Raw genomic sequence first — 25299 nt, 5'->3', positions numbered from 1 at the left:
CCCGCTGGTATGTGGAAGCGGGCCGTGCCCGTGTACGGCGACCGTCAGACGGTCTCCGGCCGGACGGCGTAGATTTCGTGCAGTTCGGTTCCGGCCAGGCTCGGGTCCTGGCGCGTTCGCGCATACAGACCGTGCCTGCCCAGCAACGCGCAGCATTGGGCCAAGCGATCGTCGCGATCGTGCACCTCGGCGACGACGGCGCGGATGCGCGGCCAGTCCGCGGCGGCGATGCCGCGCAGCACATCCAGCTCAGCGCGCTCCACGTCGATCTTGAGCAGGCCGACCTCGGCATTGCCGCCGTGCTCGTCGAGGATTCGCGAGACGGTGGTGACCTCGACGTCCATCCGCTCCCCCTCGTGCAGCCCGGCGGTGATGAGCGCGATCGCCTCGTCGTTCAGGCCGCTGTTGCGCAGATAGATCTCGGTGGCCCGGTCGTCGGCTTCGCGGTCGGCGTAGAGACCTGAATTCGCCGACGCCCGTGGGTACCAGGTGAACGACGCGTTGCCGGGCGCCGCGCCGACCGCGACCGGCAACGGCACGCCGCCGGGCACGTGCGCGGCGATATTGCGCTGCAGACAGTCGAAGGTCGCCGGGGCGGGCTCGGCGGCGATCACCCGGACGCCGGGGCAGGTGTCGGCGAACATCATCGCGCTCAGCCCGATGTTCGCGCCGATGTCCAGTGCGATGTCCCCTGGCCGCAATAGCGCGGCCGCCAGCCGATAGAAACCCTCGGTCGACATCTCGCCCCACAACATCCGCGCCTCGGCCGGACTGGTGCAGGCGACCGTCCTGCCGTCTTCGAGCCGGAGTTGCTGGAGTTGTTCGAGAGTCCTCAGCATGCGTTCAAGAACCTTTCGAGGATCGGGCCGATGACGGCCAGAGCGTGCGGGTGGGTCAACTCGAGATGTCGTGCGTCGATGACCGTGTTGTGCAGGTCGCCGGTGACGAACGGCCGCCACGTCCGCGCGGCGGCGTCGTGGTCGGCGCGATCCTTGCCCGCGGTGAAGAAGACCAGATCGCCGTCGAAGACCTCCGGCCGGTATTCCTGGGCGATGTCGCTCGCGGTCCGGAAGCTCTCCATCACCCGGCCGACCTGGTCGGCGGTGAACATCCCGGTGGCGGTGACCTGGTCACGGATCACCGCCCAGGCCTGCTCGTGGGTCCGCGCGCTCACCTCGGCGCCGAGATCGAACAGCTCACGCCAGCCACCGAGCAGATCGGCCATCAGTTCGCCGGGCGCGGGCTCGTCCGCGGCGCCGCTCATCGATGCGGCCAGCGACTCGGCGTCGCCGACGGCGCTGTCCATCATGGCCAGCATGCCGACCTGCTGTCCCTCCCGCTGGAGCCGGACCGCGACGGCATGCGCGATCGCACCGCCCAGCGACCACCCCAGCAGGTGATACGGGCCGCTCGGCTGCACCCGGCGGATCTCGGCGACATAGCGTTCGGCGAGTTCGTCGACCGAATGCGCACCGGGTTCGCCCGCCACGACATGGGGATCCTGCAAGCCGTAGACCGGTCGGTCCTTGTGCAGGTGCTCGACCACGCCGCCGTAGAACCACGCCAGCCCGCCCGCGGGGTGCACCGCGAACACCGCAGGCTTCGGGCCGTGGGCGCGCAGTGGCAGCAGCACCTGCAGCCCCGAGCCGCCCGCCGTGCCGTCGGCCCTGGCCGCCAGGGCTCGCGGCGTCGCGTCGTCGAACATCCACGGCAACTGGATGGTCACGCCGCGCCCGCGCAACTCGGTCACCACCATGGTGGCCAGCAGCGAGTTGCCGCCCAGATCGAAGAACCCGTCGGTCGCCCCGACCCGCTGGACGCCGAGGACCTGCGCGTAGACCTCGCCGATCACCTTCTCCGTGTGGGTCCGCGGCGCAACGAACGCGGTCGTCGGCTCCTGGAACTCGGGGTCGGGCAGTGCTTTGCGGTCGAGCTTGCCGTTGACCGTCAGCGGCAGCGCGGGCAGCACCATGATCGTCGCGGGCACCATGTAGCCGGTCAGCACCTGGGCGGCGGTCTCGCGGACCTCGGCCGGGTCGATCCGCTCGCCGTCGACGCCGACGACGTAGCCGATCAACTGATCCACACCCCGCTCGTGCCGGTGCACCGTGACCGCGGCCCGGGTGACGAGCGGGTGCCGCAGCAGCGCCGACTCCACCTCGCCGAGTTCGATGCGGAAGCCGCGCAGCTGCACCTGGGCGTCGGCCCGTCCCGCGTACGCCAACTCCAGTCCGCTCCCGGACTTCCGCCACCGGCCGACGTCCCCGGAGCGGTAGAGCCGGGCGCCGCCGGGCTCGAAGGGATTCGCGACGAATCGGCTCGCGGTCAGCGCCGATGCGCCCAGATACCCGCGCGAGAGCTGGCCACCGGCCACGTAGATCTCTCCGGCGACGCCGATCGGCGCCGGCCGCAGCCGGTCGTCGAGGACGTACACCCGCAACCCGGGCAGCGGCACACCGATCCCCGCCGAGCCCGGCCGGGTCACCTCGGAGAACGTGACGTGCACGGTCGTCTCGGTGATGCCGTACATGTTGATCAGCCGTGGCGTACCCGGCGCGTGCGCGGCGAACCAGTCGTCCAATCGCGACGCGTCCAGCGCTTCACCGCCGAAGACGACATAGCGCAACGCGAGATCGCCTGCGGGGCAGCCGGACTCGCGATAGCGGCGCTCCGCGTCCATGAATCCGTAGAATGCCGACGGCGTCTGGCTCAACACCGTCACTCCCTCGCGCGCCACGACGTCGACGAACGCCTCCGGCGACCGGGAGGTGTCGTAGTCGACCACGACGACCTTGCCGCCGGACAGCAGCGCGCCCCAGATCTCCCACACCGCGAAATCGAAGGCGTAGGAATGGAACATCGTCCACACGTCGTCGGGTCCGAGGTCGAATCGCTCGGCCGCGTTGGTGAACAGGGTGACAGCTTCCCGGTGGCCGACCGTCACACCCTTCGGGCGGCCCGTCGATCCCGACGTGTAGATCACGTAGGCGACATTGCCCGGCCGCGCGCCCGATACCACCGCGTCGGAAGCGTCCGCATCGTCGCTCGCGCAGTCCTCGACGAACAGCACCGGCGCGGCGCACTCCGGCACCCCCGCGGACAGTACCGCCGAGGTCAGCACCGCAGCCGGACGAGCGTCGTCGAGCATGAATCGCAATCGCTCCGGCGGATACGCCACATCCAGCGGCAGATATCCCGCACCCGCGCGTACGACGCCGAGCAGGCCAACGATCAGATCCGCCGAGCGCGGCAACGCGACGGCCACAAGGGTTTCCGGACCCACGCCCAGCTTCGCCAGCCGAGCCGCCACCGCGGCGGAGCGCCGATCCAGCTCCGCGTAGGTCAGCCGCGACGCGCCGTCGGTCACCGCGACCGCGTCCTGGCGCGCGGCGGCCTGGGCGGCGAACAGTTCCGCGAGGGTCGTCTCCGGCACCGCGACTCCGGCGCCACCGGCCGCGCCGAGCAGCTCGCGACGCTGCGCCGGACCCACGAGGTCGATGTCGCCGACCGCGACGTCCGGGTTCGCGGTGACCTGCTCCAGGATCCGCACGAAGGCCGCCGCGAACCGGATCATCGTCTCCTCGACGAACAGATCGGTGGCGTAGGTCAGGCGTCCCCGGATACCGTCCGCCTCACCCTCGGCGCCGGACCGTTCGACCAGATTGAGGTTCAGGTCGGCCTGCGCCGGTTCGAAGCCGTTCTCGACCGGCTCGACGGTCAGCCCCGGCAGCCGCAGCGCGGCCTTGCCGGGATTCTGCACATCGAGCGTCACCTGGTACAGCGGCAGGTGGGCCGTTGACCGCGGCGGATTGATCGCCTCCACCACCTGTTCGAACGGCACATCGGCATGCGCGAACGCGGCCAGATCCGTTTCCCGCGTCGCGGCGAGCAGTTCGGTGAACGACCGGCGCGACGACACCCGTGACCGCAGCACCAAGGTGTTGACGAACATGCCGATCAGATCATCGAGTTCGCGCTCCCCTCGGCCTGCCACCGGGGTGCCCACCGCGACATCGCCGACACCGGCCGAGCGCGACAGCAGGACGCTCAGCGCGGCGTGCACGACCATGAACACCGTCGCGTTGGCCGCGCGCGCGACCGCGCCGATGCGCTCCTGCAACGCCGCGGGGATCTCGAAATCCACGGTCCGGCCGCGCATGGACGCCACCGGGGGACGCGGCAGGTCGGTGGGCAGTTCGAGCAGTTCCGGCAGCCCGCTCAGGGTGTCGGTCCAGAAGCGCAGCTGCCGGGACATGACCGAACCTGGGTCGTGCTCGTCACCGAGCACCTCGCGCTGCCACAGCGCGTAGTCCGCGTACTGCACCGCGAGAGCGGGCCAGAACGGTTGCGTGCCTTGCCTGCTCGCCTGGTAGGCCATCGCCACATCCCGCGCCAGCGGCAGCATGGACTGTCCGTCGGCGCAGATGTGGTGCACGGCGATGACCAGAACGTGCTCGTCGTCGCCGAGCCGGAACAGCGCCGTGCGCAGCGGCGGCGCCTGCGTCACGTCGAAGCTCGCCGAGACGGTGGCGAGCACGCGCTCCATCAACCGCTCCGGCTCGACCGGCACGGCGGTCAGACCGGTCGCGACCTCTTCGACGGGGACCACGACCTGATGCGGCGTCCCGTCGGTCATCGGGAACTTGGTCCGCAGCGACTCGTGCCGGTCGATGACCAGCTCGCACGCGCGCCGCAGCGCGTCGATGTCGAGTTCGCCTTTCAGGCGGATCACCAGCGGGATGTTGTACGCGCCCACGGAGGTGTCGAGCTGGTTGAGGAACCACATCCGCTGTTGCGCCAGCGACAGCGGCACCAGCGCCGGACGGCTGCGCGGGACCAGCGGAACCCGGACCGTCCGCTCGGAAGCGTCGAGGCGGGCGGCGAGTTCCGCGACCGCCGGGGCTTCGAACAGGTCGCGAACGCCGACGGCGACGCCGAGCGCGGTGCCCAGCTGGGCGGTCACCCGCGTGGCCGACAACGAGTTGCCGCCGAGGTCGAAGAAGCTGTCGCCCGCCCCGACCCGGTCGAGGCCGAGCACGCTGCCGAAGACTTCCGCGACTTGCCGTTCGGTCTCGGTACGCGGAGCGGTCCAGGCCCGCGCCGCAGCGAACCGCGGTGCGGGAAGCGCCAAGCGGTCGAGCTTCCCGGTTCGGGTGAGCGGGAATTCGGCGAGCACCATGCACACGTCGGGCACCATGTGCGCGGGCAGCCGCAGCCGGACGGCTGCCCTGACCTCCTCCGGATCCACATGGTCGGCGCCGACCAGATAGCCGACGAGCCTGCCGACGCCGCGTTCGTCCTCGCGCAGCACGACGACCGCGTGTTCCACATCGGGGTGCGCGGCGAGCGCGGCCTCGATCTCACCGAGTTCGATCCGCTGCCCGCGGATCTTGACCTGGAAGTCGCTGCGACCGAGGTATTCCACGGTGTGCTCCGGCGTCCAGCGGGCCAGGTCGCCGGTGCGGTACATGCGCGACCCCGGCGCGCCGAACGGATCGGCGACGAACGAGCCCGACGTCGCCGCGGGCCGGTTCACGTATCCGCGGGCCAATTGCACACCCGCCAGGTACAACTCACCGACCACGCCCACCGGCACCGGACGCAGCCTGGCATCCAATACGACGGCCTCGACGCCGCTGATCGGACCACCGATCGTGACGGTCTCACCGGGATGCAGCGGGCCGCTGATTCCGGCCAGAATGGTCGTCTCGGTCGGACCGTATCCGTTCAGCAGTCGCCGTCCCGGCGACCACTGCGTGACGATCTCCGGCGTCACGGCCTCGCCACCGGCCATCAGCACCCGCAGGGACTCCAGCCCCTCCGGCGACATCGTCGACAGCACGCTCGGTGTCATGAACGAATGCGACACCCGCTGTTCGCGAATGAATTCCGCCAGTTCGGGGCCGCCGAACACCTCCGGCGGCGGTACCACGAGCACCGCGCCGTTGGCGTGGGCCAGCAGCAACTCGAGGACCACGACGTCGAAACCGGGAGCGGAGGCGTTCAGTACCCGCGAGCGGCTGTCCACGCCGAAACGGTCGCGTTCCACGGCCGCGAAATTGGCCAGCCCCTCATGGGTGACCGCCACGCCCTTCGGCGTCCCGGTCGAGCCCGAGGTGTACAGCACGTACGCGGTGTCGCGGATGTGTGGCGTCCGCGTCCGGTCCGTGTCGGTCACCGCGGCCGGCGACCGCGCCTCGATCGTCTTCCTGGTTTCCGGATCGTCGAGCACCAGTCGCCGGACCGGGCCGGACACCAGTTCTCGCGACGCCAGCACCGTGACCGCCACCCGCACCTGGGAATCGGCGACCATGTGCCCCACGCGTTCGGCGGGGTTGCGCGGGTCGACGGGCAGGAAGGCCGCGCCGGTCTTGGTGACCGCCCACATGCCGACCACCAATTCGACCGATCGGGCCATCGCCAGCGCCACCTGGTCGCCGGGACCGACGCCCCAGTCGATCAACTCGCGCGCGACCCGGTTCGACCAGGCGTCCAACTCGGCGTACGACATCGTCCGTCCGATCGAAACCACCGCTGCCGCCTCCGGATCCACCGCGGCGCCGGCGGACAACAGGTCCGCCAGCAGGCGGGGCGGCGCGGCGGGTCCGCCCGTCGCGGGTACGAGGGCACGGCGTTCGGCCGCGCTCAGCAGGTCGACCGCGTCCAGCCGCGCCTGCGGATCGCGCGTGACGGCGCGCAGCACGGTCGCCATGCGGGCGGCCAGACCGGCGGCCGTCCGGTCGTCGACGCGGGACTGCTGATAGCGGATCCTGACGTGCAGCTCATCGGTCTGGTGAGCCTGCACGGTGATCGGGTAGTGCGCGGCGTCGCTTCCGTCCGCCGCGACCACCCGCATGCCGTCGATGTCCGCGTCGCCGAGGCCGCTGCTGTCGACCGGGTAGGACTCGAAGACGACCAGCGTGTCGAACAGCTGGGCAGCGCAGGCGGCCGAGAGGATCCGGGACAGCTCGACGTCGTGATGATCGAGCACGCGGGTGTTGTCATCCTGCAACCGGCGCAGCGCGTCCTCGATGGTGCACGTCGGCGGGACGTGCACCGCGACCGGGATGGTGTTGATGAACAACCCGATCATCGACTCCACGCCCGGCAGGTCGGCGGGACGTCCCGACACCGTGCTGCCGAACACCACGCGCTCGGCGCCGAGCAGATTCCCCAGGACCACGGCCCAGGCGAACTGGACGATCGTCGCCATGGTCAGCGCCCGCGCCCGGGCGAAGTCCACCAGTTCCGCGGTGACGGCACGATCCAGCACCACCGCCAGGTCGACCGGGATGCCGACCGTCGTGTGCGTCCGCGCGTCGGCGACCACGGTGGGTTCGGTGAAATCGCGCAGGACCTCGCGCCACACCTCGAGCCCGGCCGTCGGCTCGCGCCGATCCAGCCATTCCAGGTAGCCGCGATACGACGCCGCGGCGGGCAACAGGTTCGTCCGCGCGCCGACGGCGTACAGGCCGATCAACTCCCGCCACAGCAATGGCAACGACCAGCCGTCCAGCAGCAGGTGGTGCGCCGTCAGCACCAGCCGGAAGTCCTGCGGCCCGACCGCGATGAGCAGGAATCGCAGCAACGGAGGATCGGCGGGATCGAACGGGACCGCTCGCTCCGCCGCGATCAGCTCCTCCGGTGTCGTCGCGTCGCGCAACTCGACGCGCCGCCAGCGCACGGCCGTGGACGCCGGAATCACCTGCGCCGGAACACCGTCGGCCGTGCGGACGAAGGCAGCTCGCAGGTTGGGATGGCGCTCGAGCAAGGCCGCGGCGGAGCGCTCGAGCCGATCCTCGTCGATCACACCGGCGAGGGTGAGCGTCGATTGCGCCGTGTAGACGTCCAGGTCACCCGCGGCGAGCTCGGCGTGGAACAGCAGGCCCGCCTGCAGCGGCGCCAGCGACCAGACCTCGCCGAGGGTTCCGTAGCGGCCGGCGAAGGTGTCCAGATCGGATTGGGCGACCGTGACGAGCGGAACGTCGGCGGGTGAGAGTCCCCAGTCCTCGTCGGCGCGGGCCGCCGTGGCGATGGCGGTCACCGCACCGGCCCATTCGGCGGCGAGTTCGGCGACGTCGTCGTGCTCGAGCAGCCGGGACGCGTAGCCGATGTGCGCCGACAGGCGCGGTCCCGCCGCGGTGTCCTCGATGTGCACGTCGATCGTGACGGCCGCTGCCGCGGGCATGTCCGGATCGAAGGCTCCGCGCCGGTCGAACGACTCGTCGGTCGGAATCCACGCCAGCTCCGACAGGGCCGTGAGATCGACGCCGACCCGGCCGAGATTGTTGAAGCTGATCTGCGGCTCCGGCAAGGCCGCGAGCCGGTCGCGGGTGTCCGCGTGGAGGTAGCGCAGCAGGCCGTAGCCGATCCCCTTGTCGGGGATCGCGCGCAGCTGGTCTTTCACGGATTTCACCGCGGCGCGCGGATCGTCCGCGTCGACACCGCTCAGATCCAGCGCCACCGGGTAGGTGTCGGTGAACCAGCCCACCGTGCGGGAGACGTCGGCTCCCTCGGCGATCTGTTCGGCGCGGCCGTGACCCTCCAACAGGACTTTCACACCCGCGTGCGCGACACCGCGCCGGTGACGCCAGCGCGTCGCCGCCACGGCCAGGCCGGCCAGCAACGCGTCGTCGACGGTGCCGTGCGCCGCCTCAGGCACCGCGTCGAGCAATGCCGAAGTGACCTCCACCGGAAGCGACAGCGTCAGATGCCGCACGGTCGAGTGCGTGTCGATGGCGGGATCCAGCGCCGCGCCGCCGAGCAGCGGGTCGGGGGCAGCGCCCATCCGCCGCCACAGTTCGAGCTCCCCGACGCGGGCCGCGGCGGCGTCGGCCAGCGCGTGCGCCCACCGCCGCATGGACGTGCCCTGCGCGGGCAATTCCACCGCGCGTGCCTGTGTGACCTGCTGCCATGCGGTCGCGAAGTCGGGAATCAGGATGCGCCAGGACACGCCGTCGACCGCCAGGTGATGGATCACGATGAGCGCCCGCGCCTCCGCGTCGAGGCCCGGTTCGGGCAGCAGGCACACGACCTGCACCATCCGGCCCTCGGCCGGGTCGAGCCGGTCCGACGCCTCGGCCAGCGCCGCTTCCACCACCGCGGTGAAACCTTCGCTGCCCGGTGCATTGTGCGCGCCGAAGGTGCGGGTCAGCACCGCGCCCGCGGCATCAGCTGCGGTCGGGGGCGGTACCTGCATGCACTGTTCGCGCAGCCGCGCGCGCAGCATGTCGTGCTGTCGCAGCACGGCCAGCACGGTCGCGGTCACGTCGTCGACTCGCGCGTCGCTCGGCAAGCGCACCAGCATCGACTGCGCGAACCTGGGTGCGGCGCCGAGGCGTTCGGTGAACCAGCGGACGACCGGCGTGAACGGGATCTCGCCCACGCCGCCGCCCGGCAACTCGGCCAGGCCGATCCGTCCGGCGGCCGCGGCGACCCGCGCCAGACCGCGGACGGTCTTCTGCTCGAAGATGTCGCGTGCCGTCACGACGACGCCCGCGGACTTCAACCGGGACGCCAGCTGGATCGACAGGATGGAATCGCCGCCGAGGGAGAAGAACGAGGTGGAGACACCCACCGACGCGACGCCGAGCACATCGGCGAACGCCGCCGCGATCGTGCGTTCCAGATCGGTCGACGCCGCCTCGGCGTCGACCGCGGCGGCGCGGAAGTCGGGCTCCGGCAACGCCTTCCGATCGACCTTGCCGGTCGAGGTGATCGGCATGCGGTCGAGCACGGTGAGCACCGACGGCACCATGTGCGCGGGCAGCACCGAGGCGACGTGTTCGAGCACGGCGTCCGGGTCGGCGGCCGTCGCGGCCTCGGTGACGATGTAGGCGGCCAGCACCGGCTGTCCGCCCGGTCCGGTGCGGCTGACGGTCACCGCGGCGGCCACCGCCGGATGGGTGAGCAACGCGGCGTCGATCTCGCCGAGTTCGATGCGCTGGCCACGGATCTTGATCTGGAAATCGCTGCGGCCGACGTATTCCAGCGTGCGCCGCGCCGTCCAGCGCACGATGTCACCGGTGCGGTACATCCGCGCGCCCGGCCCGCCGTAGGGATTCGCGACGAACGCGCCTGCCGTGACCGCGCGCCGGTTGAGGTATCCGCGCGCCAACTGCGCACCCGCAAGGTACAGCTCCCCGGCGACTCCGACCGGCACCGGACGCAAGCGCGCGTCCAGCACCAAGGCCTCGGCGCCGCGGATCGGGCCGCCGATCGCGATCGGATCACCCGGCCGCACCGGATCGCTCATCGTGATCACGATGGTCGTCTCGGTCGGGCCGTAGATGTTGTGCAGCCGCCGTCCGGGCGACCACGTGGCGATCAGCTCCGCAGGCACCATCTCGCCGCCGACCGCGAGCATCCGCACCGACTCGAGACCGGCGGGCGCCATGGTCGCCAGCACACTCGGCGTCAGGAACGCGTGCGTCACCTCGTGTGTCCGGATCAGTTCGGCCAGCTCCTGGCCGCCGAACACCTCCGGAGGCGAGATGACCAAGGCCGCGTGGGCGGCATGGGCCATCAGCGCTTCCAGCAGCACCGCGTCGAACGCGGGCGCCGCCACCTGCAGTACCCGCGACGTGCCGTCGACCTGATAGCGATCGGTTTGCTCGGCCGCGAAGTTCGCCAATCCGGCATGCGTGACCACGACGCCCTTGGGCGTTCCGGTCGAACCGGAGGTGTAGATAAGGTATGCCGCGTCCTCGATCCGCAGCGCACGTCCGCGCTCCGCGTCCGTCACCGCGTCACCGGAACTCGCCGCGATCCGCTCCGCCGTGCGCGGATCGTCGAGCACCAGCCAGCGTACGGCGTCGGGCAGCTCCGCGCCGGCGGTCGCGACCGTGATCCCGATGTCCACACCGGAATCAGCGATCATGTGCGCGATCCGCTCGGCGGGGTAGCGCAGATCGATCGGGACGAACGTGGCGCCGGTCTTCGCGATCGCCCACATGGCGACGTGATAGCCGACCGACCGGGGCACGGCCAGCGCGACGAACGCCCCGGGCCGGGCACCCTGGGCGAGCAGATGACGAGCGAGCCGGTTGGCCCTGGCATCCAGCTGTGCGTAGGTGAGGGTTTCGGTGTCCCCGATCAGGGCGACCGCGTCCGGAGCGGCGGCCACGGCCGTGGCCAGCAGATTGGGAAGCAGGCACGGCCGCGTACCCTCGCTGCCTCGTGCGGGCACCAGACGTTCGGTATCGGCGGCGCTCAGCAGACCGATGCCCGCGATGGCTCGCGCCGGATCGGCGGTCACCGCTTCGAGGACGCGAACGAACCTCTCCGCCAGCGCATGCGCGGTCGACTCGACGAAAAGATCGGTGGCGTAGATGATCTCGCCGTCGATTCCGGCGGGCCGGTCACCTTCGCGGCGCTCGGTCACCAGCACGGTGAGGTCGGCCTTGGCCTGCGCGATGCCGGGGTCCATGACCTCGACGCCGATCCCGGGCAGCTCGAACCGGGCCGCCGCGGTGTTCTGCAATCCGAACATCACCTGGAACAGCGGCGAATACGCCGTGGAACGCGGACGCCCGATGACGTCGACGAGCCGTTCGTAGGGCAGGTCGGCGTTGGCGAGCGCTTCCAGGTCGACATCCCGCACCGCGGCGAGAAGTTCCCGGAACGAGCGGTTCTCGTCGACGCGGGTACGCAACACCACGGTGTTGACGAACATGCCGACCAGATCGTCGAGTTCGGGCCTGCCGCGTCCGGCCACCGGAGTGCCGACGGAGATGTCGTCGCTGTGCGCGGTGCGCGCCAGCAGGAACGCCAGCGCCGCGTGCAGCACGACGAACACGGTGACGCCCTCACGGTGGGCCAGCCGCACGATCTCGTCGTGCAGTCGCGCCGGCAGCTCGAAGCGGACGTTGCCGCCGTCGGTGGAGAGGGTGGCAGGCCGCGGCCGGTCCGTCGGCAGGGCGAGCAACTCGGGGGAACCGTCGAGAGCGTCGGTCCAGTAATCGATCTGCCGCGCGATGGGCGAGGCCGGATCGTCCTCGGAGCCGAGCAGTTCCTGCTGCCACAGGGCGTAGTCGGCGTACTGCACCGCAAGCGGTTCCCAGCGCGGCGCGTGGCCGCTCACCCGCGCCCGGTACGCGGCGAACACGTCGCGGGCCAGCGGAGCCATCGACGCGCCGTCGGCCGCGATGTGATGCACCACCACCACCAGCACATGCTCCCGCGGCGCGGTGCGATACAACCGCGCCCGCACGGGCACGGCTTGCGCGATGTCGAATCCCGCCTCGACCGCGGCCCGGATGCGATCGGCCAGCTCCGTTTCACCGGCGACCGGCTCGGCGTCGAACGCCAGGTCCGCGGCGACGCTCGCGACGTCTCGCACGAGCTGGCAGGGTTCGCCGTCGACGAGCGGATACACCGTCCGCAGGGGTTCGTGCCTGGTCACCACGTCGAGGAACGCGGCGCGCAGCGCATCGGCGTCCAGCGGGCCGGTCAGGCGGGCCGCGAAGCAGATGTTGTAGGCCGCCGACTCGGTGTCGAACTGGTTGAGCAACCAGATCCTTCGCTGTGCCGCCGCCAGCGGGACCGCGGCGGGGCGCTGCCGCGCGGTCAGCGCGACCACGGTCGACCGGCTCCGCGCCGCGATCCGCTCGGCCAATGCGGCGATGGTCGGCGCGTCGAAGACGTCCTTGATGCCGACATCGACACCGATACCCGCCTGCGCCCGCGCCGCGAGCTGCGCGGCCGACAGCGAGTTGACGCCGATCTCGAAGAGGTTCGCGGTCACGCTCACCCGCCGCGCGCCGGTGAGCTCGGCGACCAGGCGCGCCAGCACCGCCTCGGCGTCGGTGCGCGGCGAGACGAACTCGCCCTCGTCGAACACCGGCCGCGGCAGCGCCGACCGGTCGAGCTTGCCGTTGGCGGTGAGCGGCATCGCGTCGAGCACCTGCACGACGTCGGGCACCAGATAGGACGGCAGGGTGCGCGTCAGCTGCTCGCGGACCGTGCGCCCGTCGGTCACCGCGCCCGGCGCCAGCGTCACGTAACCGACGATGCGATCGGTCGTCACGATGGCCACCGCACGCGCCACCTGCTCGACCGCGCGCAACGCGGCTTCGATGTCGCCGGGCTCCACCCGCTGACCGCGCACCTTCACCTGGAAGTCACTGCGCCCCAGGTACTCCAGCTCGCCCGTCTTGCGCCACCGCACCAGGTCACCGGTCCGGTAGAGCCGCTCCCCCGCCGCGCCGAACGGGTTCGCGACGAAGGCGCCGCAAGTGAGGCCGGCGCGCGCGTGGTATCCGCGCGCCAATTGCACACCCGCGACGTACAGCTCACCGACGACACCGACCGGCACCGGCCGCAGCCGCGAATCGAGCACGTACACCTTCATCCCGGCGGCGGGCGCTCCGATCGGCACCGCCGCCACGGCCGCCGCGCCCGGCGCGCACCGCTGCGCGGTGACCACCTCCGCCTCCGCGGGGCCGTACCAGTTCACCAGCTCCGCGTGCGGGAAGACGGGCGCGGCGGCGTCGACCGTGCGCTGCGCCAGCGCCTCACCCGCGACGAACACCCGCCGGATCGACGGCAGTTCCGCGACGCCTGCCGATTCCAGCAGGACGTCGAGCATCGAGGGGACGAAGTGCACGGTGGTGATCTCGTGCCGTGCGATGACCTCGGCCAGGTATGCCGGGTCGCGATGTCCGCCCGGTTCGGCGACGACGATGTGCGCGCCGGTCTGCAACGGCCAGAACAATTCCCACACGGCGATGTCGAAGGTGATCGGCGTCTTGTGCAGCACCGCGTCGGACGTTCCGTGCGGCCACTGCCGCTGCGCCCACGCCAGCTGGCTCACGGTGGCGGCATGGGTCAGCGCCACGCCTTTGGGGACGCCGGTGGACCCGGAGGTGAACAGCACGTAGGCCAGATGGTTCGGCCGCAGCGGTGTGCGCCGCTCGGTATCCGTGATCCGGGCGCCGGACAGGCCGCTCACGTCCATCCGGTCGATCCGCTCGTATGCGAATCCGTCTGGCAGGCCGCGCCCGTCGTTCTCGGTCGTGAGCACGAGCAGCGGATCGGCCGCGCCGAGCACGTGCGCGATCCGCGCGCTCGGGTGATCCGGGTCGATGGGCAGGAACGCGGCGCCCGCCTTGACCACCGCGTACAGAGCCGTGACCAGCTCGGCCGACCGGCGGACGGCCACCGCCACGACCGTCTCCGGCCCGGCGCCGCGACCGATCAGCCAGCGGGCCAGCCGGTTGACGCGTGCGTCGAAGTCCCGGTAGGTCGCCGTGCTTCCGTCCGGAAGCCGCAGCGCCGTCGCGTCCGGGGTGCGCGCGACCTGTTCGTCGAAGACGTCGACGAGTGTGCGGCCGGGTGCGGCGGAGCCACCGGTGTCGTTCCACCGCTCCAGCACTCGGGACCGCTCCGCCTCGTCGAGCAACGCGATCTCGCCGACCGTGGCCGCGGCATCGCAGGCCGCGGCATCGAGGATCCGGACGAGCCGGTCGGCGAAGTGGCGCACCGTGTCCTCGTCGAAAAGGTCCGTGGCGTAGGTCAGGCGCAGCGTCATTCCGGTCGGCTCGTTGTGCGTGCCGTGCCCTTCGCTGATCATCAGCAGCAGGTCGTAGATCGCCGCGCTGTCGCCGGGGTCCACGTTCTCCACGGTGAGCCCCGGCAGCTCGACACGAGCACGCGCCATGTTCTGGTAGGCGAGCAGCACCTGGAACAACGGTGTGTGCGCGGTCGATCGCACCGGGTTCAGCGCGTCCACCAATTGCTCGAACGGCACGGTGGCGTGGTCGAACGCCTCGATGTCGGTGCGTCGCACCTCATCCAGCAGGTCGGCGAAGGTCTGGTCGAGCGTGACCCGCGACCGCAGCACCAAGGTGTTGACGAACATCCCGACCAGGTGGTCCAGCGACCGGTCGCCCCGGCCCGCGTGCGGCACGCCGATGGTGACGTCGGCGCTGCCGGACAGCCTCGACAGCAGCACCGCCAATGCCGCGTGCACCACCATGAACGTGGTGACGCCGGACCGCCGTGCCAGCGATTCCACCCGGCCCTGCAGTTCACCGGGTATGGCGAGGTGCAGTACCGCGCCGCGCTGCGACTGCTCGACCGGCCGCGGCCGGTCGGTCGGCAACTCCAGCAGCTCGGGTGCGCCCGCGAGGCGGGTTCGCCAGTAGGCGATGTCGCGGGCCACCACCGAGTCCGGGTCGTCCGCGGAACCGAGGACCGCGCGCTGCCACAAGGCGTAATCGGCGAACTGCACCGGCAGCGGCGCCCAGTCCGGCGCGACGCCGCCGGAGCGGGCGCGATACGCCGTCACCAGGTCGGCGGCCAGCGGCGCCACCGAGAAGCCGTCGCAACCGATGTGGTGCGCGGCCAGCGCCAGCGTCCACGCCTCGTCCGACAACTGGTACAGCGCCACGCGCAGCGGCACACCCTTGGCCACGTCGAATCCGGTTCCGCAGAATTCGGCCAGCCGGTGCGGCAGTTCCCGCTCGCCGACCGCCTGCGGGGTGAGATCGACCGTCGCCAGCACGTCCTCGGCGTTCAGCACGACCTGCGTAGGCGTGCCGTCGACCGCCGGATACATGGTGCGCAGGCTCTCGTGCCGCTCGACGACATCGCCGACGGCAGCGGTCAGAGCGGCCGGTTCGAGCGCGCCTTCCAGCCGGATCGCCAGCGGCACGACGTATCCGGGCGCCGCGGGGTCGAACTGGTTGAGCAACCACATCCGGGTCTGCGCGTGCGACAGCGGGATGCGGTCCGGCCGCGTCATCCGCGTCGGCGCGGGCAGACTCGGCACCGCGCGCAACCGCGCGATGCGCTCGGCCAGAGCGGACACGGTCGGGGCCTCGAAGATGGCGCGCACCGGAATGGTCACGCCGAGGACGTCCCCGATCCGGCTCAGCGCGCGCGTCGCGACCAGCGAGTTGCCGCCCAACTCGAAGAAGTCGTCGTCCGCGCCGATCTCGGGCCGGTCGAACAGTTCCGCGAAAACCGCGGCGACGGTCTGTTCGACCAGGCCGCGCGGCGCACGGAACTCGGCATCCTGGATGCTCGCGTCCGGCTCGGGCAATGCCCGGTAGTCCACTTTGCCGTTGGCGTTGAGCGGAATCGAGTCGATCCGGGTCACCGACGACGGCACCATGTAAGCGGGCAGCCGGTCCAGCAGCGCACCGCGGACCTGCCGGACGTCCAGCGCGGCGTCCGCTACGACGTAGGCCACCAGACGCTGCTCGCCGCCGTCGGCGCGGACCTGCGCGACGGCCGCGCGCACGTGCTCGTGCGCGATCAGCGCGGCTTCGATGTCGCCGAGTTCGATCCGCAGGCCGCGCACCTTCACCTGCGTGTCGGCTCGGCCGACATAGCGCAGGTTCCCGTCCTCGCCCCAGCGCACGAGGTCACCGGTGCGGTAGAGGCGCGCGCCGTGCGTACTGCCGAACGGATCGGCCACGAACGTCGCCGCCGTCAGATCCCGCCGTTCGTGGTATCCGCGAGCCAACTGCGCCCCGCCCAGGTAGAGCTCGCCGGTGACGCCGACCGGCACGGGATGCAATCGGGAATCCAGCACGTGTACGGTCACATTCGCCTCGGGAACGCCGATCGGCACGGCCGCGCCTTCGACCGCGTCGATCCGGTGCGCGGTGACACTGACCGCCGCCTCCGTCGGGCCGTACAGGTTGTCGATCCTGGCCTCGCTGAAACCCTGGAAGCGCCGGGCGATCTCGGCGGACAACGCCTCACCGATGCACAGGACGCGCCGCAGAGCCGGGAATTGGTCCGGAGTGGCCACATCGAGGAACGCCGCGAGCAGCGACGGCACGAAATCGACTGTGGTCACGCGGTACTCGGCCATCAGCCGGGCGATCTCGCGCGGATCGCCGTGCGCGTCGGGACCCGCGACGACCAAGGCGGCGCCACAGGTGAGAGCGGAGAACAGCTCCCAGACCGAGAGGTCGAAGGTCACCGGGGTGCGCAGCAGCATGACGTCGCCGCCGCCGAGCCGGTAGTGCTCGCGCATCCAGCGCAACTGGTTGACCACCGCGGCGTGCGGAACGGCGACGCCCTTGGGTACACCCGTCGAGCCGGAGGTGTAGATGACGTAGGCCAGATCCTCCGGCCGCAGCGGCCGGGTCCGGTCGGCATCGGTCAGCGGCGAGGCGTCCAAGCGCTCGTCCTCCAGATCGCCGAGCGTCCAGACCGGCACGTCGCCGGGCAGGTTCGCCTCGTCGTCCGAACGGGTGAGGATCGCGCGGGGACGCGCGGCGGAGAGCACGGAGCGCACCCGGTCGGCCGGATGGTCCGGATCCAGCGGCAAGTAGGCCGCGCCGGCGGCGTGGACGGCGTACAGCGTGACCAGCAGATCCACCGAGCGGCGCATCGCCACCGCCACGATGGCGTCCGGCCCGACGCCGCGCCCGATCAGCGCGCGGGCCAGCGAATTCACCCGCGCGCCGAATTCCAGGTAGTCCAGCCGGGCGCCGTCGGCGGCGTCGAGCACCGCAGGGTGTTCCGGCGTCGCCGCCACCTGCGCGGCGAACAGGTCCGCGATCGTCGCCGCTGGAGCCTGTGTCCGCACGCCGCTGGAGCGGGCCGCGATCCGCCGCGCCTCCCGCGCGGTCAGCAGATCGACGTCGCCGATGGCGCGGGTGGGGTCACCGACGACGGCGCGCAGCAACAGCAGGTAGCGATCGAACATGGACCGGATCGTCGCCTCGTCGAAAAGATCCGTGGCGTAACCGAATTCGACGGCCATGTCACCCGGCTCGCCATCCGCGGCCAAGGCGTCGACCAGATTCAGGTGCAGGTCGTATTTCGCCACGCTCGGGTCGGCCATCCGCGCCGACACGGTCAGTCCCTCGAACCGCACCGTCGGGATCTCGATGTTCTGGAACGAGAAGCCCACCTGCGTCAGCGGCGCGTGCGCGGTCGAGCGCGGCGGGTTCAGCACCTCCACCAGACGCTCGAACGGGATGTCGGCGTTCTCGAACGCGGCCAGGTCGGTGGCCCGCACCTGATCCAGGATCCGGACGAAGGACGCGCCTGGCTCGATGTGCGTCCGCAGCACCAGCGTGTTGACGAACATGCCGACCAAGCCGTCCAGCCCGGGCTCGCCGCGGCCGGCGATCGGTGTGCCGACCGCGATGTCCCCGGTGCCGGACAGCCGCGCCAGCAGTGCCGCGTAGGCCGCGTGCATCACCATGAACACCGTCGCGTCGTGGCGGCGGGCCAGCGCGACCACCGCGCGGTGCAGCTCCGCGGGGACGATGGCCGAGACGGTCGCGCCGCGGAAGGACTGCCGCGCAGGCCGCGGACGGTCGGTGGGCAGATCCAACACCTCGGGCAGGCCGGCGAGGGCCGCCAGCCAGTACCGGGTCTGGGCGACGGCCGGGCTGTGCGGATCGTCCTCGCTGCCGAGCGACTTCCGTTGCCACAGCGCGTAATCGGCGTACTGCACCGGCAACGGCGCCCACTGCGGCGCCTCGCCCCCGACCCTGGCGCGGTAGGCGGTCATCAGGTCCGCGGCCAGCGGCGCCAGCGAGGACCCGTCGAAGCTGATGTGATGGACGACGAGCACCAGGGCATGGTCGTCGGGCGCGCTGCGCAACAAGGCGACCCGGAACGGCACCTCGCTGGTGACGTCGAAGCCCACGGCGACCTCGGCGGCGACGCGAGCCTCGACCTCGTCGGCCGCGACCGGCACCGGCGTCAGCGCGGGCAGCGCCGTCGGCACCGAGACGATCACCTGATGCGGCCCGCTGTCGCTGTCCGGGTAGACCGTCCGCAGCGCCTCGTGCCGTTCCAGCACATCCGCGATCGCCGCGTGCATGGCGGCCACGTCGAGGTCGCCCGACATCCGCACGACCAGCGGGATGTTGTACACCGCCGAGCCGGTGTCGAATTGATTGAGAAACCACATCCGGGCCTGGGCGGGCGAGAGCGGGATCCGGGCCGGGCGCTCCTGCGGCGCCAGCGGCGTCCTGGTCGCCGCGTCGGCGCTGCGCAGCCGCTCCGCCAGCGCCCCGATGGTCGGCGCCTCGAAGATCGCGCGCAACGGCACCTCCACGCCGAACGCGCCGCTGAGCTGCGCGGCCGCGCGGGTGGCCGACAGCGAGTTGCCGCCGAGATCGAAGAAGCTGTCCAGCACGCCGACGCGTTCGATCCCGAGCACGCCCGCGCAGATGTCGGCCACGATCTGCTCGGTGGCGTTGCGCGGTGCGACGAACTCCACGGCGGGAGCGAATTCCGGTTCCGGCAGGGCGGCGCGGTCGACCTTGCCCACCGACGACAGCGGCAGCCGGTCGAGCACCACGACCGTGTCCGGCACCATGTGCGACGGCAGGCGCTGTGCCGCGTACCTGGTCAGTTCCGCGGTGTCGACGGCCCCGTCGGCAGGCACCACGTAGGCCGCCAACCGCGAGCCGGTCTCGGCCTGCACGCCCACCACGACCGCCGCCGCGACGGTGGGATGCCCGGCGAGCACGGCTTCGATCTCGCCCAGTTCGATGCGCTGGCCGCGAATCTTGACCTGGAAGTCGGTGCGCCCCAGGTACTCCAAGGTGTGATCGGCCGTCCAGCGCGCCAGGTCGCCGGTGCCGTACATGCGGGTGCCCGCCGGGCCGTACGGATTGGCGACGAACGTCGCGGCGGTAGAGGCGGGACGGTTGAGGTACCCGCGCGACAGCTGCACGCCCGAGACGTACAACTGTCCGGTCACCCCGACCGGGACGGGCCGCAACCGGTCGTCGAGTACCACCGCGTCGACGCCGCGGATCGGGCCGCCGATGGTCACCGGTTCGCCGACGCACAGCGGGTCGCTGATCGCCACCATGATCGTGGTCTCGGTGGGGCCGTAGCCGTTGTGCAGCCGTCGCCCCGGCGCCCAGACGGCGACCGTCTCGGCCGACACCGCTTCCCCGCCCGCCACCAGCACCCGCAGCGAATCGAGTCCGGCGGGCGACATCGTCGCCAGCACGCTGGGGGTCACGAACGCGTGCGACACCTCGTGCGCGCGAATCAATTGCGCCAGCTGCGTTCCCGCGAACACTTCCGGCGGCGACACGACCAGCACCGCGCCGTTCGCGTGCGCCATCAGCAGCTCGAGCATCACCGCGTCGAAGCCGGGCGCGGCCACCTGCAGCACGCGTGACCTGCGGTCCACCCGATAGCGCTCGCGCTGCTCGATCGCGAAGTTCGCCAAGCCCTCGTGGGTGACCGCAACGCCCTTCGGCTTGCCGGTCGAGCCCGAGGTGTACACCACGTAGGCCGCGTCGGCCACGCGGCAGGGGCGCACGCGATCCGCGTCGGTCACCGCGGCCGCAGACTGCGTGGCGAGGAACGCCTCGGTGCCCGGGTGGTCGAGGACCAATTGCCGCACATGGCCGGGAAGCAGGGCGCACGACGCCTCGACGGTGAGCGCGATCTCGATGTTCGAGTCCGCGACCATGTGCGCGACCCGCTCCCCGGGATGACGCGGGTCGATCGGCACGAACGCCGCGCCCGCCCGCGCCACCGCCCAGACGCCGACCACGAACTCCACCGACCGCCCCATGGCCAGCGCGACCTGATCACCCGGTCCGACACCCCAGTCGATCAGCACCCGCGCGAGACGATTCGACCAGTCGTCGAGCTCGCCGTAGGTCAGCACCCGGTCCCCCGCCACCACGGCGGGCGCGGTGCGCTCGCCGACCAGCAGCACGTCGGCCAGCACCCGGGGCGGCTCGGCGCGGCCGCCGGAGGCCGGGACCAGTCCCAGACGCTCGACCCCCGACAACAGGTCGACGTCGCCGACCCGCGCGCGTGGGTTCGTGACGAACGCCTCGAGCACCCGATTCAGCCGTTCGGCCAGCTCTTCGACGGTTTCCCGATCGAACAGGTCGGTCGCGTAGTTGACGCGCAGCGGGACATCGCCGCCCGCGGCGGTGTTCTCGGCCACGGTGACGATGAGGTCCACCTTCGCCGGTTCGGCGCCTGGATCGAGCAGCTCGACGGTCAGCTCGGACAGCTCCAAGCTCGCCCGGTCCATGTTCTCGAACGCCAGATACACCTGGCACAGCGGCGCGTACGCCAGCGACCGCTTCGGATGCAGTTCGTCCACGAGCCGCTCGTAGGGCAGGTCGCTGTTGGCGAAGGCGTCCACGTCGATGCCCTTGACGCGGGTCAGGAACTCGGTGAACGACTCATCGGCGGACACCTCGGTGCGCAGCGGCACGGTGTTGACGAACATGCCGATGAGCGGCTCGAGGGCGCGTTCACCGCGACCGGCGACCGGTGTGCCGACGGTGACGTCCGCCGAGCCCGACATCCGCGCCAGCAGCACGGCCAGGGCGGCGTGGACGACCATGAACGTCGTGACGTTGGCCGTGCGCGCCAGCCGCTCGACCCCGGCGAAGGTCTCCGCGGGGATCACGGTGTTCGCGACGTCGCCGCGCATGGAACGGCGGGCCGGACGCGGCCGGTCGGCGGGCAGCTCGAGCACCGGCGGCATTCCCGCCAAACGCTGTGCCCAGTACCGCAATTGGCGGGCAGCGCGGGAATCCGGATCGTCCGGGTCGCCGAGCAGGCTGCGATGCCAGACGCTGTAGTCGGCGTACTGGACGCTCAGCGGCTCCCAGTCCGGGATCTTCTTCTGCGCCCGAGCCTCGTAGGCGATCGCGACATCGGCCGCGAGGGGCCGCAGCGACGAGCCGTCGCAGCAGATGTGGTGCAGCACCACGGCCAGGACATGCCGCGTGCGGTCGGCGGTCGCCAGCAGCGCCACCCGGATCGGGGCGCGTTCGCGCAGATCGGTCCCCACCGACGCCAGGTCGCGAATCCGGTCCTCGATGTCGTCCTGGTCGGTCGGCCGCGGCGTCAGGTCTAGCCCGGCGACGACCTCGTCGGCCGGCAGGATCACCTGTGCCGGTTCGCCGTTCACGGCGGGGTAGACGGTGCGCAACGACTCGTGCCGATCGATCACGTCGGTCAGCGCCGCACGCAGCGCCGCCACGTCGAGACGTCCGGTGAGCTGCACGATCAGCGGGATGTTGTAGGCGGCCGAGGCCGGGTCGGTCTGGTTGACCAGCCACATCCGGTTCTGCGCCGGGGCGAGCGGAATGGGATCGGGCCGGGCCGCCGCCCGCAGCACCGGCCTGCCGGAGCGGTGTCCGTCCTCGATGTGTGCGGCCAGTTCCGCGACGGTCTGCTTGACGAACAGGTCGCGCACGGACACGTCGCACCGGGTCGCCTCCGCGATGCGCACCGCCGCGCTGGTCGCGGTGATCGAGTTGCCGCCGAGTTCGAAGAAGCTGTCGAACACGCCCACCCGGTCGGTGCCGAGCACCTCGGCGAACACGTCCGCGATCGACTCCTCGACGATCGTCCGTGGCGCGACGTACGCCGCGGCCGAATCGAACACCGGCTCGGGCAGCGCCCGGTAGTCCACTTTGCCGTTGACGGTCAGCGGCACCGCGTCGATCACGACGACGCTCGACGGCACCATGTATTCCGGCAGCATCTCGCCGACGTGGGCACGCAGGGCATCCGGCTCGCAAGTGGCGCCGACGGCGGGCACGACGTATCCCACCAGCCGGGCGGCCTCCGTGCCGGGCAGATGCACGACGACGACGGCCGCGGCGACGCTGCCGTGGGCCAGCAGCGCGTTGCGGATCTCGTCGAGCTCGATGCGGAACCCGCGCAACTGCACCTGCTGGTCGGCGCGGCCGCGATACTCCAGCTCGCCCTGATGGTTCCAGCGCGCCACGTCACCGCTGCGGTAGAGGCGCTGCCCCGGAGCGCCGAAGGGATCGGCGACGAAACGCGCCGCGCTCAGCGCGGGCCGGTTGAGGTAGCCGCGCGCCAGCTGCGTTCCCGCGACGTAGATCTCGCCCCACGCTCCGAGCGGGCACGGACGCAGCCGCTCGTCCAGGACATAGGTGCGCAAGCCCGGCAGCGCCGGACCGACCGTGCTCGGCGCGCCCGGAACGGCGATGTCCGGCGTGAGGGCGGTGTAGGTGACGAAGACGGTGGTCTCGGTGATCCCGTAGCTGTTGGCCAGCACCGGCAGGCCGGGGTTGTGCTCGTACCAGTCGGCCAGCCCGGCGGGATCGAGGGCTTCGCCCGAGAGGACGACCAGCCGCAGCGACAACTCACCCTCCGGTTCACCGGCGTGCGCGTACCGCTGCCGTGCCGCGGCGAATTGGTAGAAAGCCGAGGGCGTCTGGCTGAAGACGGTGACCTTCTCCCGCGCCGCGAGGCGCACCACGTCATCCGGAGAACGGGCCGTGAGGCCGTCCACGACGACGATCCGGCCGCCGGTGACCAGCGGGCCGAAGATCTCCCAGACCGAGTAGTCGAAGGCGAAGGAGTGGAACAGCGTCCAGACGTCGCCGAACCGGATCCCGATCTCCGCGCACGAGTTCACCAGGTAGGTGGACACGGCGCGGTGGGTGATCGAGACGCCTTTCGGGCGGCCGGTCGAGCCGGAGGTGTAGATGACATAGGCGAGGTGGTCGGGGCGCAGCAAGCCGGTCCGCTCGGCCTCGGTGATCGGATCGGCGGATTCCCGCGCGGCGAGAACGTCGTCGAACAGCACCACGCGGCCGGGATCGCCAGGCACGTGCTCGCGCATCTCCCGCGTGGTCACCACCGCGATGGGGTTCGCGTCGCTCAGTACGTATTCCAGCCGCTCGGCCGGATGGGCGATGTCCAGCGGAAGGTACCCGGCGCCGGATTTCAGCACGCCGAGCGCGGCGACGATCAGGTCGGCGTCGCGGGGCATCGCGATGGCCACCAGCGCTTCCGGCCCGGCGCCGAGCGCGATGAGCCTGCGGGCGAACCGGTTGGACCGTTCGTCGAGTTCGCGGTAGGTCAGGGTGGTGGACTCCGCGGTCACGGCCACCGCGGACGGCGTCGCCGCCGCTTGCCGGGTCAGCAGATCCACCAGTGTGGCCGAGGGGGATTCGCCGTCGCGGCCCGCGAGTTCGGTCACGATGCGCTGTTGTTCGGCGGGGCCGAGGAGCTGGATGTCACCGATGCGGGTGTCGAGGGGGACGTCCATCATCCGCTGCAGGAAATCGAGGAATCGGTCGGCGTGCGACTCGAGTTCGTCCTGCCCGTAGAGATTCGGATTGCCGTGCAGCTCGATCAGCAGCGGCGCGTCCGCACCGGAGCGATACAAATTCAGCTGCAGATCCTCGAGCGCGCCCGAGGTCAGCGCGCGGTAGCGCCCGACGGCCGAGCCGAGGCGGATCTCCGAGTCGAAGAACAGGATGTTCACGATCGGGCCGAACGAGTTCGCCGCCGAGTCGATCGCGGCGGAGTCGCGGCGCAGATCCTCGAACCGGTACAGCTGGTGGCGCATGGCCGAGACGATCTCGGACACCGAGGCCCGCACCAGCTCTCCGACGGTGGTCGAGTGGTGCACGGCGAAGCGGATCGGCACCATGTTCGCCAGCATCGCGGCGGCGTTGCGCAGGCGCTTGGTCACCCGCGCGGTCACCGGAAGCGACAGCGCGACGTCTTCCGTGCCGGTCATCCGGGCGAGGAACGCGGCGAACGCCGCGATCACCACCTGCGCGGCAGAGGCGTTCACTTCGTCGGCGAAGCGGTCGAGCCGGTCGGTGAGATGAGCGGGCAGCTGCAAACCGGCGACGCGATCGATCTTGCTGGAGCGGGCCGTGCGGCCGGACAGGCTGACCGGCTTCGGCAGATCGGAAACCTTGTCCAGCCAATACGCTCTGTCCGCCTCGTATCGCGAGCTGGCGCGATAGGCGTGCTCCGCGGCGACGATGTCGTGCAGGCTCGCCGCGTCCAGTCGCGTCGGCGGCCTGCCCTCCAGCAGGGCGTTGTAGTGCTCGGCCATCCGGGTCAAGCTGTTGAAGGCGCCGTACCCGTCGATCACCAGATGATGCGCGCGGCCGTACCAGAAGTAGTGGTCCTCGCCGACCCGGATGAGCCTGGTCTCGGTGAGCCGGTCGCGGCTGAGATCGACCGCCTTGGTGTTGTAGTCGCGGCGCATCCACTCCATCGCCGCCGCGACCGGATCCTCCGCGTCGCTGAAATCCAGCACCGGCTCGTCGTAGATGATGGTCCGGTCGACGAATTGGTAGGGCCTGCCGTCGGATTCGATCACGCGCACCACGAGCGACTCGGTTTCGTGACCGCCGTCGTTCACCGCCCGGGTGAACGCGTCGTAATCCACCGGCCCCTCGATCTCGACGCAGTGTGCGATGTTGACAGCCGGCGCACCGGGCATGTGGTCCGCGAGCCACATGCCGTATTGCGCACTCGAGAGCGGAATCAGACCCGGCTCGCCGTCGGCGCTTCCGTCTGACTTCAGATGCATCGCAT

2 protein-coding genes are annotated in these 25299 nt (G+C 71.1%); both read right to left on the bottom strand.

The window, feature by feature from the left end; translation table 11 throughout:
• Window positions 1-44 precede the first annotated feature (44 nt).
• A complete protein-coding gene (locus U3653_RS09910) occupies window positions 45-839 on the bottom strand; it encodes an FkbM family methyltransferase (RefSeq protein ID WP_195079306.1) in 795 nt (264 codons plus the stop codon).
• The gene (locus U3653_RS09905; RefSeq protein WP_195079305.1) at window positions 833-25294 is read right to left on the bottom strand and encodes a non-ribosomal peptide synthetase; all 24462 of its coding nucleotides are present in this window, start codon (window positions 25292-25294) and stop codon (window positions 833-835) included. Before U3653_RS09905 ends, U3653_RS09910 begins: the two co-directional genes overlap by 7 nt.
• Between the last annotated feature and the right edge of the window lie 5 nt (window positions 25295-25299).

The sequence above is a fragment of the Nocardia implantans genome, assembly GCF_035544775.1.
Taxonomy (GTDB): Bacteria; Actinomycetota; Actinomycetes; order Mycobacteriales; family Mycobacteriaceae; genus Nocardia; species Nocardia implantans.
Note: the sequence above shows the minus strand (reverse complement) of the source record. Positions and strands in the feature narration are given on the sequence as shown.

Coding starts and splice junctions, on each gene's coding strand:
- U3653_RS09910 (WP_195079306.1), bottom strand. CDS start 839: ATGCTGAGGACTCTCGAACAACTCCAGCAACTCCGGCTCGAAGACGGC.
- U3653_RS09905 (WP_195079305.1), bottom strand. CDS start 25,294: ATGCATCTGAAGTCAGACGGAAGCGCCGACGGCGAGCCGGGTCTGATT.